This window comes from Bradyrhizobium sp. JR3.5, assembly GCF_054057015.1.
Genome location: NZ_JBSRYV010000002.1, coordinates 3,922,144 through 3,938,865, shown reverse-complemented (window position 1 = coordinate 3,938,865; position 16,722 = coordinate 3,922,144). Strand labels below are relative to the sequence as shown.

10 protein-coding genes and 5 pseudogenes are annotated in these 16,722 nt (G+C 59.7%); 3 read left to right on the top strand and 12 right to left on the bottom strand.

Annotated elements, in window-relative coordinates; genetic code table 11:
- Window positions 1-65: 65 nt before the first annotated feature.
- A pseudogene (locus tag ACVWW1_RS35680) lies at window positions 66-1,827 on the bottom strand (chloride channel protein).
- A gap of 192 nt (window positions 1,828-2,019) precedes the next feature.
- On the opposite strand from ACVWW1_RS35680, the gene ACVWW1_RS35675 reads away from it, so the two are divergent.
- Complete coding sequence (locus tag ACVWW1_RS35675; protein ID WP_016845270.1) at window positions 2,020-2,577, top strand: HNH endonuclease; 558 nt, start codon at window positions 2,020-2,022, stop codon at window positions 2,575-2,577.
- Here the strand turns inward: ACVWW1_RS35675 and ACVWW1_RS35670 are convergent.
- The 6 genes and pseudogenes from ACVWW1_RS35670 to ACVWW1_RS35645 form a co-directional block, all read right to left on the bottom strand.
- Complete coding sequence (locus ACVWW1_RS35670) at window positions 2,550-3,065, bottom strand: hypothetical protein (RefSeq protein WP_456659119.1); 516 nt, start codon at window positions 3,063-3,065, stop codon at window positions 2,550-2,552. The two genes, ACVWW1_RS35675 and ACVWW1_RS35670, sit on opposite strands and share 28 nt — an antisense overlap.
- A gap of 790 nt (window positions 3,066-3,855) precedes the next feature.
- A pseudogene (locus ACVWW1_RS35665) lies at window positions 3,856-4,933 on the bottom strand (SphA family protein).
- A gap of 452 nt (window positions 4,934-5,385) precedes the next feature.
- Entirely contained in the window at window positions 5,386-5,733 is a 348-nt protein-coding gene (locus tag ACVWW1_RS35660; protein ID WP_456659118.1) for an AAA-type ATPase lid domain-containing protein, read from the bottom strand.
- A gap of 82 nt (window positions 5,734-5,815) precedes the next feature.
- Window positions 5,816-5,980 (bottom strand): annotated as a pseudogene (locus ACVWW1_RS35655) (sigma 54-interacting transcriptional regulator); the annotation flags it as partial.
- A gap of 1,060 nt (window positions 5,981-7,040) precedes the next feature.
- A pseudogene (locus ACVWW1_RS35650) lies at window positions 7,041-8,057 on the bottom strand (HAD family hydrolase); the annotation flags it as partial.
- A 131-nt stretch (window positions 8,058-8,188) separates the two neighbouring features.
- Window positions 8,189-9,806, bottom strand: a pseudogene (locus tag ACVWW1_RS35645) (arylsulfatase).
- 476 nt (window positions 9,807-10,282) lie between these two features.
- Between ACVWW1_RS35645 and ACVWW1_RS35640 the strand changes: the two are divergent.
- Window positions 10,283-10,519 carry a hypothetical protein gene (locus ACVWW1_RS35640; protein ID WP_456659117.1) on the top strand — a complete coding sequence of 79 codons (237 nt, stop codon included), beginning with the start codon at window positions 10,283-10,285 and terminating at the stop codon, window positions 10,517-10,519.
- 40 nt (window positions 10,520-10,559) lie between these two features.
- On the opposite strand, the gene ACVWW1_RS35635 is transcribed toward ACVWW1_RS35640, so the two are convergent.
- The 5 genes from ACVWW1_RS35635 to ACVWW1_RS35615 all read right to left on the bottom strand — a co-directional run bounded on the left by ACVWW1_RS35635 (window position 10,560) and on the right by ACVWW1_RS35615 (window position 16,201).
- A complete protein-coding gene (locus ACVWW1_RS35635; protein WP_456659116.1) occupies window positions 10,560-11,873 on the bottom strand; it encodes a TAXI family TRAP transporter solute-binding subunit in 1,314 nt (437 codons plus the stop codon).
- A gap of 99 nt (window positions 11,874-11,972) precedes the next feature.
- Window positions 11,973-13,418, bottom strand: coding sequence for an outer membrane protein (locus ACVWW1_RS35630; RefSeq protein ID WP_456659115.1), 1,446 nt, complete (start codon window positions 13,416-13,418; stop codon window positions 11,973-11,975).
- 127 nt (window positions 13,419-13,545) lie between these two features.
- Entirely contained in the window at window positions 13,546-13,821 is a 276-nt protein-coding gene (locus ACVWW1_RS35625) for a hypothetical protein (protein WP_456659114.1), read from the bottom strand.
- Window positions 13,822-14,198: 377 nt separating this feature from the next.
- Complete coding sequence (locus tag ACVWW1_RS35620; protein ID WP_456659113.1) at window positions 14,199-14,384, bottom strand: hypothetical protein; 186 nt, start codon at window positions 14,382-14,384, stop codon at window positions 14,199-14,201.
- Between the two features lie 206 nt (window positions 14,385-14,590).
- Window positions 14,591-16,201, bottom strand: a complete 1,611-nt coding sequence (locus ACVWW1_RS35615; protein ID WP_456659112.1) for a sigma-54-dependent Fis family transcriptional regulator — start codon at window positions 16,199-16,201, stop codon at window positions 14,591-14,593.
- Between the two features lie 295 nt (window positions 16,202-16,496).
- Here ACVWW1_RS35615 and ACVWW1_RS35610 point away from each other — a divergent pair, with 295 nt between their 5' ends.
- Window positions 16,497-16,655: a hypothetical protein gene (locus ACVWW1_RS35610; RefSeq protein ID WP_456659111.1), complete on the top strand. Its 159-nt coding sequence runs from the start codon at window positions 16,497-16,499 to the stop codon at window positions 16,653-16,655.
- Window positions 16,656-16,722 lie beyond the last annotated feature (67 nt).

The window sequence follows — 16,722 nt, the reverse complement described above, 5'->3', positions numbered from 1 at the left end:
GTGCATCCTTCGAGGCTCGCTCCGCGAGCGCCTCAGGATGACGGGTCAAAAAGCGCGCCCCGGAATCAAATCTCGCCGATCACCTCGCGGCGGCGCTGCTCGGATTCTTCCGCATAGCGCCGCATCGCGTGCGCTTCGGTGAGCAGGCCGATCGGCCGCCGGTCGCCGTCGTCTTCGACCACCGCGAGCGATTCCGCTTCGGCGGCGTCGAACACCGCGATCGCCTCCTGCACATTCATGGCGGGATGCAGCACCACGTCGGCGTAGCGCAGGATGGCGGCAAGCCCCTTGTCGGCCTCGAGATCGGGCGCGTGCGCTTCCGCGACCAGCGCGAGCCCGGCATAGCGTCCCTCGCCGTCGACCGCGACGACCTGGGTCTTCGAGCCGGGCGGGAATTCCTCGCGAAACGCCTCGATCGGCATCGCGGCGTTCACCGTCGTCATGTCCTGCCGCATCATCTTGCCGAACCGTGAGATCGCGGATCCAGCCGATATCGGCGGCACTGCGGATGGTCTCGCCGCGTAGATGCAGCCGCCAGGTCGCGAACGAATAGCCGAACAGCTCGCGCGTGATCGTGGTCGAGATGATGACCGCGACCAGCACCGCGGTGGTGAGCCAGAGGTTGCCGGTGGATTCCAGCGCGATGAACGACATCGTCAATGGACCGCCGATCACCGAGGCCGACAGCGCGCTCATGCCGATCACCGCATAGGCGTTGGGATCGAGGTTGAGCCCCGGCCACACGATGTCGACGCCGGCCGCGAACAGCCGGCCGCCGAGCGCGCCCATGAACAGCGTGGCGAAGAACAATCCGCCGCGGAAGCCCGAACCGAGCGACACGATCGAAGCGACCGCCTTCAGCGCGAACACGCCGGCAATGAAGGTGAGCGGCATCGCCACGATGCCGGCGAAGCGCAGCGCGCCGTGGCCCGACGACATCACCTGCGGCGTCAGCAGCGCCATTGCGCCGACCGCAAGCCCGCCCAGCGCCGGCCGCAACGGCGGCCAGAGCCGGGTCTTGGCGAGCAGCGTCTCGCACAGCGCCACCCCGCGCATGATCGCAATCCCGGTCAGGGCCGCAACCACGCCGAGCAGCGCGGCGATCGCAAGATCCCGTCCGAGCACGTCGCCGACGGTTCCGACGCCGACGCCGAGCGGCAGCGGCTCGAAGGCATGGGCGACGAAATAGCCGGCCACCGCCGCCACACCGACCGGCGTCAGGCTCGCTGGCGTATAGCCGCCGATCACAAGTTCGAAAGCGTAGAACGCGCCCGCCAGCGGCGCGCTAAAGGCCCCCGCGATCGCCGCCGCCGCGCCGCAGCCGACCATGATTCGCTGGTCGTTGCGGCGGAGATGAAAGCCGCGGCCCAGCGAGGCGGCCAGGCCGCTCGAAAGCTGGGTGTAGCCGGCCTCGAGCCCGACCGAGCCGCCGACGCCGCTCGACCAGATCGTCTGCAGCGCCACGATCACGCTGCCGCGGAACGACATCCGGCCGCCATAAAGCGCGTTGGCCTCGATCGGGTCGATTTCCCGGGCCGGCCGAACCCTGAGCAGCAGCAGGAACGCTACTCCAAGCACCAGTCCGCCAACCGTGGGAACCACGAGGGCGCGCACGGGATCGATGCTGGGCTGGCTCGACAGCCGATCGCCCAGCGGCAGATTGAACAGCACCGAATGCAGCACCGTGACGAGGCCGCTCATGACCGCGACCACGAGGCCGCCAATGGCGCCGATCAGCAGCGCCAGCACCACGAGGCTCGTCTCGTGCGCACGCACGAATGCGCGTAACCGGCGCGGCGCCTCGAGATAGCTTGTGGTCGTGGTCATCGGCAGGGTCCGTCACTGGCCGACAGGGCCTTGCGGCTCCCTTTACGGGCCTCGCGGGCGGGAGGCAATCGGGGCAGGAACATGGCAGGGCATGGCGGATAAGCCGCTCATTGCTCTTCACAATCCCGTCACGCTGCCTGTAGTATGTGAGTGCATGCTGCTTCGCAGCTAATGGGAGATCAGGAGCGTTATTTGAACGCACATGTCTCGCAAGGCGGTTGGCCGGTGCTGGTCTTGAATGCGGACTTCCGGCCGCTGAGTTATTACCCGCTGTCGCTCTGGTCCTGGCAGGACGCGATCAAGGCGGTGTTCCTCGATCGTGTCAACATCGTCGAATATTACGACCGGGCGGTACGAAGTCCTTCCTTCGAAATCCAGTTGCCGAGCGTCGTCTCCCTCAAATCCTTCGTCAAGCCGACCACCCACCCCGCCTTCACCCGGTTCAACGTTTTCCTTCGCGACCGATTCAGCTGCCAATATTGCCTGTCGGGCGACGACCTCACCTTCGATCACATCATTCCGCGCAGCAAGGGTGGCCAGACCACCTGGGAGAACGTCGTCGCCGCCTGCTCGCCGTGCAATCTGCGCAAGGGCAATCTGACGCCGCAGCAGGCCAAGATGTTTCCGAAGCAAACGCCCTATGCACCGACCGTGCATCAGCTCCACCGCAACGGCCGGCTGTTCCCGCCGAACTATCTGCACGAGAGCTGGCTCGATTATCTCTACTGGGATACTGAGCTCGATCCGTAAGACGCGCGGCGGTGCGTGATACCGGCGGCTTCGATTGGGATCAGTACCGGCGCCGCTTTTGGCCCCGGAGTAAACCATGCGCGCACCTGCGACAGATACTTCTGAGTCAGAGGTATTACGACAATCAGGGCTGACTGACTTGGATTGAACTGCCGGCGGGCATCCGCCGGAGCGATGTTCTTGAACACGACCTTGCGGGTCAGGTCGTATTCCTTGGTCGGCACATCGACGACTTTGGAGTTGGCCTCTCCGCCGACCACGCCGACCGTATGCCCTTTCAGCTTCTCCACGCTGTCGATCGAGGATCCCGGCGGCACGACGATCATGACGGTGGCATGGGTAACGACGATGACGGCTCGCGCATGCGATAGGTCGCCGACGTCGCTCCGCACCACCGCGAGATCCACCTGGCCCTTCGAAAATGCCTCGGCGGCCCCCAGCGCGGACCCGCTGTCGATGACCTTGAGCCGCACCGGTGCGTTTGTCATGACAAGTCGGCTTGCTAGAGCCGACATAGCCTTGTTCGCCTCACCGTCGATGGAGCCGACCGCCACGGTAAGGGTTACCGGGCGAGTATAGTACCGATACCCAAGGAGCCCGCGCCGATCGCGACCGCTGCGACGCCAAACAGCAGAAAAAAGCGAACCCAGAGCAGCTACCTCATCGATACCATGATCCCTCCTCCTTTGGTTTGCCGATCTCTCTGGCCTACCGATCAATTCGGACGACTATGAGATGTCACAGGGCTGGCGCCGTCATCATCAGTTTGGTCGCTAAAGCAGGCAAGGCGCAAGACGGTTTCACACCGGGGACATCTCCACAGTCTAAGTCGGACGCGGCCAACCAGCGGCTCCACTCCGACCAAATATCGCTCGACCTTGCATGACACGCAGCGCTCTGGGGCCACACCGAAGCTCCTGGTTCGGAAATCGTTAGTCATCGGGCTTGGCCACGGTGAGCACCTGGTCTTACCCGAACACCAATTCCTCGTGCCGTTGTGGTAAGGGAGGAATTGATCGACCTCGAATCCCGCGAGATAACGCCCAATCTACGATGATCATTGTCGCTCAGGGCTATTCTTGTCTCACGCGCAAGATCGATCAGCGAAAAAAAATGAGCCCAACGCACCCGTGAACAATAGCCCCGCTCCTTGAAGCAGATCGTTCATCCTCGACGTCTCTTAGCTCGCGCGAGTGGACGCGCGCCCTCCTCACGACGAACTGTCAGCTTGCCCATCTGAAAAAATGCGGCTTCGCACCGCAGTTCGAGTTCTATTCCTTACTTGGTCACCAGATGCCTGGTTGGTGTTACGGTGCTGTCGGGTGCTGTCGGTGAAATCGAGAACGTCAGCCAGGTATTCCATCCCGACGGCCGATTGGCCGCGTCGAAATTCTCCGTAACCCTTCAGGTTGAGATATCCCTGCATATTTCCGATCGGGAAGAGATATCCGATCTGGGGACCAACGCCGAGGACCCTCGACCTGAAGCCATTCTGGATCGGGTTCGGACCAGTATCGTCTGATATCTGCTGATAGGCATATCCGACGAGACCCACGAAGAGCTGCTTCGACAGAAATTGCGATGCACCCCAATCGAAATGAAAATCGACGCCGCTCTGAACCTGGGTATCGGGATTCTTGAAGTTGTAGGTGAAGCCGGCGACGCCGGAAAACTCATGTCCAGTGGCTGGGTTAAGGTAAGTGTAGCCGCCGCCGCCATCGATGGCGCCATGACCGATGCCGATGTTGGAGAGGCGACTTGGATCGTAAGCCCCGACCGGAATATCTCCCGTCGCATACGTCATCCAATTGTGGACACCATTATTCCACTTGAGAGTCACCACGGGGTAGAGGTCGCCGACCGATGTGAGCGAATCCGAGATGCTCCCCATGCGTGTTGCGGCGAACCCGCCAACTGAGGCGGGCAATGTGCCATCGATGGTTGTGCTGGCTCGACCGAATATTCCGGTTACGCCCATTGCCAATTGCCCACCCAGAACCGGCGTGGCGAAGGTATATGTCGGAGCCAGAATAATCAGATCGGCTTGGGCATTCAGATTGGCGTTCAAGCTGACATTGACCGTCGGAGGGATTCTGCCGACCTGAATCTCTCTTGCTGCTGCAACATTACCTGAGGCGCTTACGGTCGTATGGTAGTAGACCGCGCCGAGAGCCCAGCCGGGTGCTGCCTGGGGGACCGCCGCGAGACTGCCGAACTGTCCAGGAAGCCAGAACGAGATCCCGCTCTCGTCGGCGAGCGCACTTTGCGAACACAGGACAAATGAGGCGACAATTATGCCAATGCTCGGTCGCCCAGGCGCAAAACCTATTCTTGATCGTGAAATCTCGTGCCCCATCTGTTGGCCCCCTTCCGTCCGTTTTGTTTCATTTACGCGGCGTCAACTCCACTCCGTTCCGCGCCCTCAATCTCGACCACCAAAATCTGTGAAGTTGATCGCAGACGGGTTTGGGTACTTCTTGATCGAAGCCTCGCCCGCAATCATTGCGGTATCGGAATGATTAAGCAATACGAGAAAAGCGAGCCATACGCTCATCGTTGACCCGAACTCAGCAAGACTGCATGCGCGTCACTTGCCTGGAGCACCCAAGCACGCCTCGGCAACGCAGACTCACCTCGAAGCGGCCCCCCTGCGCCACCTGGGATCAGCAGAAGAATGGTTTTGCAGGATCAGTCGGTTATCAAGAGTGCAAATGCGGCAGTGGTAGTCACCGGACGCAACTGTATCCGAAATATCGGAGGCTCTCCGAAATATCGTAGATTACCGTGCCTGCACGATGCCGAGCTTCTTCATGCGGGACTCAAGGGTCGTCGGCTTGACGCCAAGCTGTCCGGCCGCGCCGTTGACGCCACGGATGCGCCAGCCGCTCCGCGCTCCAGCGCACGAACGATATGGGTCCGTTCGGCCTGGCCCAACGTGCCGTCCATCGCCTTGCCTGCGTCCAGTTGAATTGACTTGTGGCCAAGTTTGACATGCAGCACGGGTCCCCGCGTGAGGATCATGGCGCGCTCTATGGCGTTGCGAAGCTCGCGGATATTGCCGGGCCAGGAATAACCCATAAGCGTGTTCATTGAGTACGCTAGATCTTCTGGATCTGCTTGCCCATCGAGTTGCTTCGGTTGCAGTTCGAGCGGCAACTTTCCGATCTGATCTAGTCAAGGAATATGGTCGAGCCGTCGGCGATCTCGAAGCGGCCGGCCTGCCGAGCGAGCGCGCGCCGGTCAAGGCTCTCTTCTCGCGGCCGAACAGCTCCGGTTCGATCAGCGCCGACGGAAGAGCCGCGCCGTTGACCTTGACCATGGGCCGGTCCTTCCGAGCGCTCGCATCGTGAATAGCCTGCGCCAGCACTCCCTTGCCGTTACCAGTCTCGCCGACCAAAAACACGGTCGCCAAGCAGGATCACGTGGTCCATGATCGCCGCGATGCCGGCGATTATCATCGGGGCCGGGGCGTCGGTAGGCGAGATCATTGCGCAGGCGGTCAGGCGAAAAGCTCTCGGCCGCTTTGGCCGAGCTCAAGCGCCTTGAAGACCGTATCGAGCATGAAAATGCCTATCTTTTCGTGCAGGAAAAGCTGCCGCATGGACCGACCAGCCACTGCATATTCGCTCGTGCAACCTGTCCCACTTCCTCGATGACTGCCCGAAGATGCAACCCGGTTGACAAATATCGGCATTGGCCATGGTGAATCCCGCATCAAGCGTAGAATTCTCCGGCGTCGGCGGGTTTCACTTACAATTTCAAGAACACGACGACCCAGTACCAAAGCTTGCCATTCCTTGATCTCCCGACGGGCCTCAAGTTTTTAAATCGAACTCCTTGAGCTTCTTCGCTGCGGTGCCGAACTGGCCTAGCTGGAAAACGGCTGCGCCCGCAGGAGAGAAAGTGAACGGCTCAAACGGTTCGGCAAGCAGCTTGTCGAGGTAGCTTCGCGGTCCGACACCAATGCTGACATGCGGACTGAAGCGATCGCCTGAATTATCTGGAACAAACCTCGACACATATTCCATCAGGGCCGGGTCAATGACCCGATCATCGGGCGTGGTGACGAATGCGGCTGATGCTCCCGTCTGGACCGTGAACGGGGCCACAGCGGCGATCAGGTCCTCCTGCAGTTTGAGAAGGTCAGGTGTCGGCCTTGCAACGATGCCTGGAACACCCAAGTCGTTGCTTGGCGCATAGTAGTATTTGAAGGCGTCGAGCTTCATTTTCGTGACGTTGGCGTCGGCCAACACTTTTCCGGCCGCAACATAGACCTTGTCGAGGTCTGCCGTACGGACGAAACGCTGGATCATCGTCACGTGAGGTCGGTGCGCCGCATCCAGGGCAAAGCCTTTCGGGAAGATTCTCAGGAGGTTTGCGTTGGCAGCTTCGACATGCCGGAGCATGGTGGCGTCCGGCTCGAGCAGGATATCGATGGCGGTAACGGGCGACGGCTCGAATGGAAAGACCTGGCTCCAATCGTTCTTCATACTCACGATGGTCCAGCCGTCCTTTTTCGCCTGGTCGTAAAGAGCCTGCGGAAAGGCCCCGAGTTTGGGCTCCGGTAAGCCCAGCGCCGGACCGTAGGCATATTCACGCGTCGTATCATCGTGAAGCACCAAGAGCTCGAACCGTGCGCCGCTGCTGCCCTGGGTGTACTCCAGCATCTCCTGGTCCCCGCGTGAATTGCCGAACGCAGCGATCGGCCGACGGCCGATGTGTTGGTTGATTCCAACGGGCTTGTCGCTCTTGTCATCGTTGAAATTCACCTCGGGCAGGCGCACGAGAACGGGCTTGCCATCCCGCATTTCAAACCTTGTCTTGATGCTGCTGCCGACAATTTGTTCGGGCGGTATGCCGTAAACCCACATCGCCCATGGACGCATGAACTCGATGCCGCCGCCAGAGACGATGAAAGTCTTGAAGCCGTTTGAGCGCAAGTAAGAGAGTACTTCGAGCATCGGCTGATAGACCATATCGGTAAAGAGCTGACCGGTCTTCGGATGCTTCGCCGTGGCGATCCAGTCTTTCACGATCTGCTCAAATTCCGCGACGGTGTTGCCAGCGTGGGTGGCCATCATGACTTCGACCAGGGCACGGTCGCCGCCAGCCATCGCAGTCCGCATATCGCCTTTGAGTAGTGATGCGAACGGCTCCATGGTGTTCCACTCTGGGTGCTGCGGCGCGAGCGACTTCACCCGATCAAGCGCGAAGTACAATTGGACGGGCACCGGCTGCTCGCACCAAAGGGTACCATCGTTGTCGAAGGTCGCGATGCGTTCGGGGATGGGCACGAAGTCCGGCGAGCCCGGCTCTGTGACCTTCTCAACGAAGGCGATGATGGATCGCTTTGCCGGCCCGTCATTCCACGATGGCAAGGGGTCGGCTGCGTGAGAAGCGCCTGCGCATAGTACCAGCGCGCCCATGAGGGCGATGGCCACCAGAATTGGCCTCAAGGTGGCTCTCCGCAGATGGGACATGTGATCAACCTCTCTTCTTCACCAAGCGGCCTTCGCCCAATCGTCCCGGTTGCTCGCTCTGGAAGCCGACAAAGCGGGAGCCGGCCGCTCGATACGCTCGGCCCCCCCAGTATTGTGATGTCGACGACTGCTTAGTCCTTCGATCCCGATTCTTTCAGCTTTTGCATGACCTCGTCCATGTTGAAGCTGGCTGCCTTCTGCCGCTGCGGATAGTCCTTGAACGAGGTCAGGAACTCGCCGACATAGGCCTGCGCCGGAACCAGCGCGAAGACGTGATCGAAAATCCAGTCGTAGTAAGTATTCGAGGTGATGTCCGCGCGCTCGTACGGATCGGTCCGCAGATTGAAGATCTTTGGAACCCGTAGATTAACGAACGGCTCCGACCAGACGCGCATTGTTCCTGGCGCTCGCTGCTCCATGAATACGAACTTCCAGTTGTCGTAGCGCAGACCGGTCAGTTGCTGATCGTCATTGATGTAGAAGAAGGATTCCCTCGGGCTTTTTGGAGATCGCCCTGTCAGGTATGGCACAAGGTTGTCACCGTCGAGATGAACCTTGTAGGTCATATCGCCGACCTTGTAGCCCTTGGCGAGCTTGTCCTTCACTTCCGTGTCGCCAGCGATCGCCAGCAGCGTCGGCAGCATATCGAGGTGAGCTACGATATCGTTGGACACCGTCCCCGGCTTGATCTTGCCCGGCCAGCGGAACATGGCAGGCACGCGGTAGGCGCCTTCCCAGTTCGAGTTCTTTTCATTGCGGAATGGCGTCATCGCTCCATCCGGCCACGAGTTCATGTGCGGACCGTTGTCGGTCCCGTACATGACGAATGTATTGTCCGCAATCTTGAGGTCGTCCAGCACCTTGAGCACTTCGCCGACATTCCTGTCGTGGTCGATCATGGTGTCGTGGTACTGGGCTCTGCCAGCGACCAGCCTGGCCGACGCTTTCCGGCTTGGTATGGGTACGGAGATGCATATGCGTGAAATTCACCCAGACGAAGGCCGGCTTGCCCGCCGCGTTCTGCCGCTTGATGAAGTCAACGGCACGGGCTGCGGTGTCATCATCGATGGTTTCCATCCGCTTCTTGGTCAGAGGACCGGTGTCCTTGCAGACCTGCTTGCCGACCTTGCCGAAGCGCGGATCGACCGTGGGGTCATCTTTGTCGGATGCCTTGCAATCCATCACGCCGCGAGGGCCGAAATTGCTACGGAAGTTCGGGAAGTCCTTCTCTTTCGGATAGTCGGGCAGTTCGGGCTCTTCCTCGGCGTTCAGGTGATAGAGATTGCCGTAGAACTCGTCGAAGCCATGCACGGTAGGCAAGAATTCGTTGCGGTCGCCGAGATGGTTCTTGCCGAACTGCCCGGTCGCGTAGCCGAGTGGCTTGAGCAGTTCCGCGATCGTGGGATCCTCCTTCTGCAAGCCGAGCGTCGCGCCGGGCAGACCGACCTTGGTCATGCCGGTGCGCAGGCCTGACTGGCCGGTAATGAATGAGGCCCGGCCAGCGGTGCAGCTCTGCTCCGCATAAAAATCCGTGAACATCACGCCCTCGCTGGCGACCCGGTCGATATTAGGGGTCTGATAACCCATCATCCCGCGCGAATAGGCGCTCACATTGGACTGACCAATGTCGTCACCCCAGATGATGACGATGTTGGGCTTCTTCGGCGCCTGCGCCCGAGCCGGTGCCGCCTGCAGCGAACCGGCCACAAGGCCGAGTGCCGCAAGCGATATCCATTTGAGCTTCGTCATGCTTCCTGCCTTTCGTGATCTGATCACACGAGCGAACGACGACGCGTCTCGTGTCTCGACGCCTGCTGCGTGCGCCAAGCCGAATTGACTACGCCATCAGCGACATCACCTCGCAAGAAGCGGGCCAGCATCCGCGCCCTATGACCTCAAAACAAAGCTATCGCGCGATCAGCGAGTTATCCGAACATCCACGCCGCCTTCGTGGTCACCGCTGTTAGGATGGCACCCGATATCTCGGAGGCCCTCCGATATATCGGAGATCGTGACCTCCGCACGATCGCAGGCTTCCTCACGCGGCATTCTGCTGTCGCCGGCTTGAGATTAAATGCTCGCTCGACGACCAACGAATTGCTTGACCTGCGTCAAGTTGGTCAAACATTGCAGCGCTTAAGATTTGTGTGAGCCTCACGACGCGCACCGGAGCGATCCGTGTACGGCTTGTCTAAGTTTTCACTCATTTTGAACAGAATGACGATATGCGTAATATTAAGTTCGTGTTTGGTGCGGCCTTGTTGGTCCCGCTCCTCGCGCCAGTTCTGCCGGCCGAAGCCGCGAAAGTGGATTCGACTGCCGCCCGTGCTGCATGCTTCAAACAGGCGAACGCTGCAGCAGCGGCTGCAGGCGGGGCGTTCAACACTCAGCCTTCCGAACGGCAAGCGTACGGTTACGACGCCTATGTGTCATGCTGCAAGAAGGCCGGCATCCGGCCGTAGATTTGCGACTCACTCCTAGTCGTTAAGTTAGCGCGGTGTTCTATTCCGGCGGTGTCTCGTTTAGCGACGAGGAGTTCACTCGGTTGGGATTCGTGACGAGACGAGCGCGCACGAGATCGATGTGGCTCCGTAGCGTGTACAGATTGCTTGCGTAGACCGTGGGCAGTCGCAGATGGTTCGCACGCTGATCGATTAGATCCAGCTTCGCGTTCAGTGCGCTGGCGTCAAACCCTGCTGCCAGAGCTTCCATATCGCGCTCTATCGACCTGATATCATCATATAGTCGCGTGATCTTTAATTGCATCATCCAGTCATAGCCCCGCGGCAATAACTTGAACGCCGGATATAGGAGCACGGCCAATGGAATGAGCACGACAATCAGTTGCTCAATCAAGGTCGCCATCCAGAACGGAAGGTAGCCTTGCAGAAACGGCCGCCCAGATTTGTAGAAGCGCTGCGCTTCTGCGCTCAGCGGAAGATCGATCGGTTCCGCAGCGGGGAATTGTCCCGCTTTCTGAAAAATGCCCGGCTGTGAATGAATCTGAACGGCCGCGTCGAGCAGCAGATACTGCAAGGCGGGGTGGAGATCTGCGCGCACGGCAAGACTCGCTTTCGGCGCCAGCAGCACGACATCCGAAGGTGGCCGAACAGTCGACAGATCGAGAACCCCGGCCGGCAAGACAAGTTTATGCAGGAAAGGATAGGTGGCTACGAGCGCGTCCGCATACTGGTAACTACCAGCTTCGATGTCCCTGGCCTTGAGCAGAGATTGGACTACTGGGGACTCCCAGCCGGTCACAATGAACGCGACATCGACCTCGCCGGCAATCAGCTTCTCGGCCGCAACTTCTGGCGTAAATCCGGACAGCTCGCCGACAACACGGTTGAGGCCCGTCCCTGACAAAATTCGCAGCGCCAACGCTCGACCGCCGCTTCCTTCGGGGCCGATCGAAATTCGCTTACCTTGCAACCCTTGCTTTCCACCGCGGCGAAAGAGCCACAGCGGCTCATAGTACATAGTGCCAAGCGACTCCAATTCCGGCGATTCTTGCCGAGTGGTGGTGCCGCCCTGGATGAAACCGACACTTGCCCCGGACCGGGGATCGCGCAACCTGTGCAGATTGTCGAGCGTGCCGCTCGTCGGTTGCAACACCAGCTTGATACCCTCTCTCGCGAGGACATCACGGTAGCGGATACCTAACTCGTGGTTTGCGCCACCTTCGACGCCGGTAGCCATTACGAGCGTTCGCGGCGGCAACGACCGCGCCACAAAGATGCCCGCGCCGAGCAGGACTGCGATCATAGTCGCAACCGCAAGATTGCGCCCGGCTGTCATGACGCGGTTTCCGGTCATCGTCGAGTTTCGCTCCTCTGGCCGCAATACGCATTGCCAAGTCGAAAATCCCTCTTCCGAGCGAACATTATTCCGCGCCAGCTAAGAGACGTTGCCAGATCACTTGGGGAAAAGAAGCGTGACCGACGTTCGCAATTGCCAATCTGCTGCGCCAGTCGGACGCACCGCGTTGTAATATGCGGCAAGCTGCGCGTTCACCGGCTGATCTCCCACCTTAAACACGCGACCGAAGCCTCCGCCGATCGGTACCGTCCATCTCTCGCTGGATGAAGCAAGCCAATTGGCTGTGATGATAGGTGATGTAGTCAGGTACCAACCGTGCGCCATGTTGTAGTTGACGAAAACCTGGGCAAGGAAGGAGTTGACAGGCGGCCGCAATGAATTGCCGCCTACTGACCACTGATTGTTGAGCAACGTACCGATTACCCATTGTCCTGGCGTCACCAAGAAGACGGCCGTGGGTCCGATCAGGAATTTCCCAGTGCCGAGAATAGGATCGTTCGCGGACGGAACAGTAAAGACCGGGCCGGCGCCCCAGATCAGCTTGCCCGGGTTAGAGGGCGCGAAGAACAACGATTGCGTGACATCGCCGACGCCGTTGGCGTTGTTGTCGAACAGAGGATCAGGCTGGCTGATCAACGGAATAATGGTGCGTGAAATAACGTTCCAGTCCTCGTTCAAGCGCATCGGCACGACAGGCTGAATGTTGAATACCTCCTGTGTGCGACCTAACGGCCCCGCGTTGAAATTGGTGTTGCTCTGGAACGGCACGCTGACCAGGCTTGCGATTGGATTCTGTGACTGTTGCTGCAAATGCGCCAGGCCGGCCTCAGAACCGTCGGCAGTTGATGGCGCATCGGCGGCGGGTACGCCGCTCTCAAACTTGTAATTGATGCCAGCCTTGACCATTTGGAGATCGCGGTTCAGCGATACTCCAAGGGGCGTGGTCGACGTCCAGCTTGATAGCCCGAGATAGTCGTATTCGAGCTTGACGGTCCAATGCGGCTTGAAGCCGTATTCGAGACCCGCGGCAAGCAGCCAGCCACTGCTGGTTCCGGATCCGCGCCAGTTCGGCGCTCCAGGGATGTTCACCGCGGCGTCGCTTTGCACCCATCCGCCGCCGAGCTTGGCGAAGATGAGCCAACGGTCACCCAGGACGCCAATGCGGCCTGCCATCGTGCTGATCCAGTGCTGGCTCACAGCCCCCAACGTCGGACCCGGGGCGAGCCGTTGGTTGAAAGCCGCCCCGTCGAACTCGCCCTCGACGCCAAATAGAAGCTGACCCGTCTGAAAGTTATAACCTGCTTGGATGCCGCCGATGAACTCGTTGAGTCCGCCAGTGGGAACGTTGCCAGGGATATCCAGGCTGCCGTTGCTCCATCCCGCGCCAAAGTTGACCCCGGCATAGAAACCGTTCCAGTTATAGAAAGACGCTGCATTCGGCGCTTTGTAGGCAGCCGGAGCCTTGGTAGGTAGGTCGGCTGCAATAGCTGGCGCACCTAACCAAGAAAATGCGGCGACGCTCGCGAGCAGAAATGCTTTCACTGTACCCCCCCGGAATTGTGACTTGGAAGGTGCCGGGCGCCTTGTAGTCGGCCGCTGACGGCATCGCCGCTGTCGCAGCCGACGCAAAGCCCGTCCCCGGATAGCGTGAACTTGGACGGCTGCGCCTTCATGGACCTTCCGCGACGACCTTATCGTTGACGTACAGCTTCATCGTGCCCAGCGCCTCCTTGTTGGGGCCGGCGCCGGCCCGCGTGAACTCCATGCCGAGCGTGTACTTGCCAGGCTTCAGCTCCACCTTGGAGACGAACTTCTGCTCTGGCTTGCGGCCGAGGAAGTTGTAGACGTAGCTGAGCTTGTGATCCTTGATGAACAGGGAGTGCCCGCCGAAGCGCGAGCCGTGGGCGAAGATGACGCCGCCGGCATCCACATCCGTGATATCCACATTGGGGCGACACCTTCAGGCACAGGCGCCATGGCGGGATAATAGACGTAGCGATCGCGAGCTGGCTCAGCTGATGGACGCTCAATCGATAGTATTTCGGACGCGGTGCGGTCATCCATCGGTAAGGCCAGATTGGTTCGGGCTTCCTCGTCCCACGCTTTTTTCAGCGCCTCCAGCTTCTCCGGATACTGCTCCGCCAGGTCGGTCGATTCCGAACCGCGTCGGCGAACACAGCGCCACCGTGTGCCACTGCGTGTAGGTCAGCCCGTTCTGTGCCAGCTTGTCGAGAGTTGGCATGTTGATTCGGCCGCCGTAGGCGGGACCAGGCTGCAAGCCCAGTATCATCGTACAACACGAACAGGATGTTCGGCGCTCCGTCAGGTGCCTTCTTCGGCGTGAAAGGCCCCCCAATCGGCCTTTGAATCGCGGACATCGAGCTTGATGGTGCCGTTGAAGTCCTTGTACGGCCCCACGGGCTGCGACTGCTGGGCGACGGCTGGCGAGATCATTGTCGCGACGGCTGCCGCAAGCGAACCGAGTAGGACGGTCCTGAGTGACTTCATAACTCCGGTCCTCTCAAATGGCCTCATCGTACGACCCGCGCCTCGATGCAGAACATCGCAAGAAGCGGGCCAGCACGGCGCGCTGGCCCTGATGGAAAGGCGATCGTTGAGCGATCAATGAGTTATCCGACGGTCCCTGCGCGACAGTGGCCGCAATCGCTAGCGACCAAGCCCGACATATCGGAGTCTCTCCGAAATATCGGAGGTTACCGTGCCTGCACGATGCCAAGCTTCTTCATGCGGGACTCGAGGGTCGTCGGCTTGATGCCAAGCTGTCCGGCCGCTCCGTTGGCACCACGGATGCGCCAGCCGCACCGCTCCAGTGCACGAACGATATGGGCACGTTCGGCCTGGTCGAGTGTGCCGTCTATCGCCTTGCCAGGGTTCAGTTGGAGCGGCTTATGGCCAAGTTTAACCTGCAGCACCGGTCCCTGCGCAAGAATCATCGCGCGCTCGATTAGGTTGCGAAGCTCACGGATGTTGCCGGGCCAGGAATAGGCCAGCAGTGTGCTCATCGAGTCCGCCGAAATCTTCGCGATCTGCTTGCCCATCGAGTTGCTGAATTCCTTGACGAAGATCCACGACAACAGCGGAATATCCTCGGGGCGTTCGCGCAGCGGCGGCACTTCGATCGGGAATACGTCGATCCGGTAGAATAGATCCTCCCGAAACCTGCCCTCGCGAACCGCCTGCGCAAGATCCCGGTTAGTCGCGGCAATAACACGCACGTCGACCTTGATTGTCCGTGTGCCGCCCAAACGCTCAAACTCACCCTCCTGCAGCACGCGTAGAAGCTTCGGTTGCAGTTCGAGCGGAAGCTCACCAATCTCGTCGAGGAAGATGGTCGAGCCGTCGGCAATCTCGAAGCGACCGGCCTGCCGCGCGAGTGCCCCCGTAAAGGCTCCCTTCTCCCGGCCGAACAGCTCCGATTCAATCAAGGCCGCAGGAAGTGCCGCGCAGTTGACCTTGACCATCGGCCGGTCCTTCCGGCCGCTTGCTTCGTGAATGGCTTGCGCCAGGACTTCCTTGCCGCTACCCGTCTCGCCGAGCAAAAGCACGGTCGTATTCGCTCGTGCAACCTGTCCCGCTTCCTCGATGACTGCCTGAAAGCGCGGCGAGTGGCTGGTCAGTCCATGCGACAGCTTTTCCTGCACGACATGCCGGAGGTAGGCATTTTCCTGCTCGAGACGGTCCTTCAGGCGCTTGACTTCGGCCAAAGCAGCCCTGAGCCTTTTGTCTGCGTGCTTTCTCTCATACGCCTGGGCAATGATTTCACCGATCAGCCTGATCCGCGCTATCAGATCGACGGGCCAGCGGCGCGTCTCACGGAAGGCCGCAAAGGCAATCATTCCGAACAAACGTCCGTTGACTCGAAGCGGAATGCTTGCGTGCGATTGCAGGTTAATGCGCCGAATATACTCGGATTCAGCGACTGCGTCGGGCGGAAGGTCTTCGGGCAAGGACTGAATGACAACCATTTCGCCTGCGAGCAGCTTGCGGTGGTACCACACCAACTCGAGCGAGATCTTTCCGAGCGGCATGGGATCGACGCCAGCGATCGCACTCGACGACAGAACGTTGATTGAATCATCGTCCAGGAATTCGGCGAACGTGCTTCGATCGAACCCGAGGAATTCTCGAATTCGGGAGAGCGCAGATTCAATTTCGCGCTCTATCTGCTCGCCCGCAAGGTTGGCAAACTGCGAGGAGAGGTCGACGAGCAAGCGTTCGAATGCAAGACGTTCATCGGCCGACGCGTCTGCCGCTGCCCTCGTCTTCGAAGGTTTGATAACAGGCATCGCGTCCGCGATTGGCACTCGTTACTCTCCAAAATCAGGAAACGGACTATCGACAATCTGCAATTCCAGACGAGACGCTCGCGCCACGAACTCCCGCCGACATCAGCTATGTGCCAGACCCAATTGCATTCCTAGCTGTCAAATGAATAGGGCCATAATAGCCGTTCGAGGTCTGGCCAATTGATCCACATCAACTGGCTTTCGCGTCAGCTTCACCTTCTCACAGCGAAAAGCGGCGTGTGAGAAAGTGTTTAGTCTGCTAGGCAACCCCGGAAGTCCCACCGATGGATTGCGCCGTCACATCGATGATCTGATGAACGATCAAGGAAAGATCGCCAGCCTCATTGAGCACCGGGCCGGCCAGCAACTGCAAATATCTTTCGGCGAAATGACCGCACGCGTCGCGGATATCACATCGTTGGACTACCATAGCGTGGAGCCTGCCGGTTTTGCGCAACTATCGCGAGAATGAAATTTCCTAGTACTTGTAGTTCCGATCATGAAACTAAGGCAGGGCTTGCTTCGATGCGCAAGCAAAA

Bases quoted from the DNA above. Each gene is read 5' to 3' on its own strand.
- ACVWW1_RS35620 (WP_456659113.1), bottom strand. From the start codon at position 14,384: ATGAAGTCACTCAGGACCGTCCTACTCGGTTCGCTTGCGGCAGCCGTC.
- ACVWW1_RS35610 (WP_456659111.1), top strand. From the start codon at position 16,497: ATGAACGATCAAGGAAAGATCGCCAGCCTCATTGAGCACCGGGCCGGC.
- ACVWW1_RS35670 (WP_456659119.1), bottom strand. From the start codon at position 3,065: ATGACAAACGCACCGGTGCGGCTCAAGGTCATCGACAGCGGGTCCGCG.
- ACVWW1_RS35640 (WP_456659117.1), top strand. From the start codon at position 10,283: ATGCGTAATATTAAGTTCGTGTTTGGTGCGGCCTTGTTGGTCCCGCTC.
- ACVWW1_RS35635 (WP_456659116.1), bottom strand. From the start codon at position 11,873: ATGACCGGAAACCGCGTCATGACAGCCGGGCGCAATCTTGCGGTTGCG.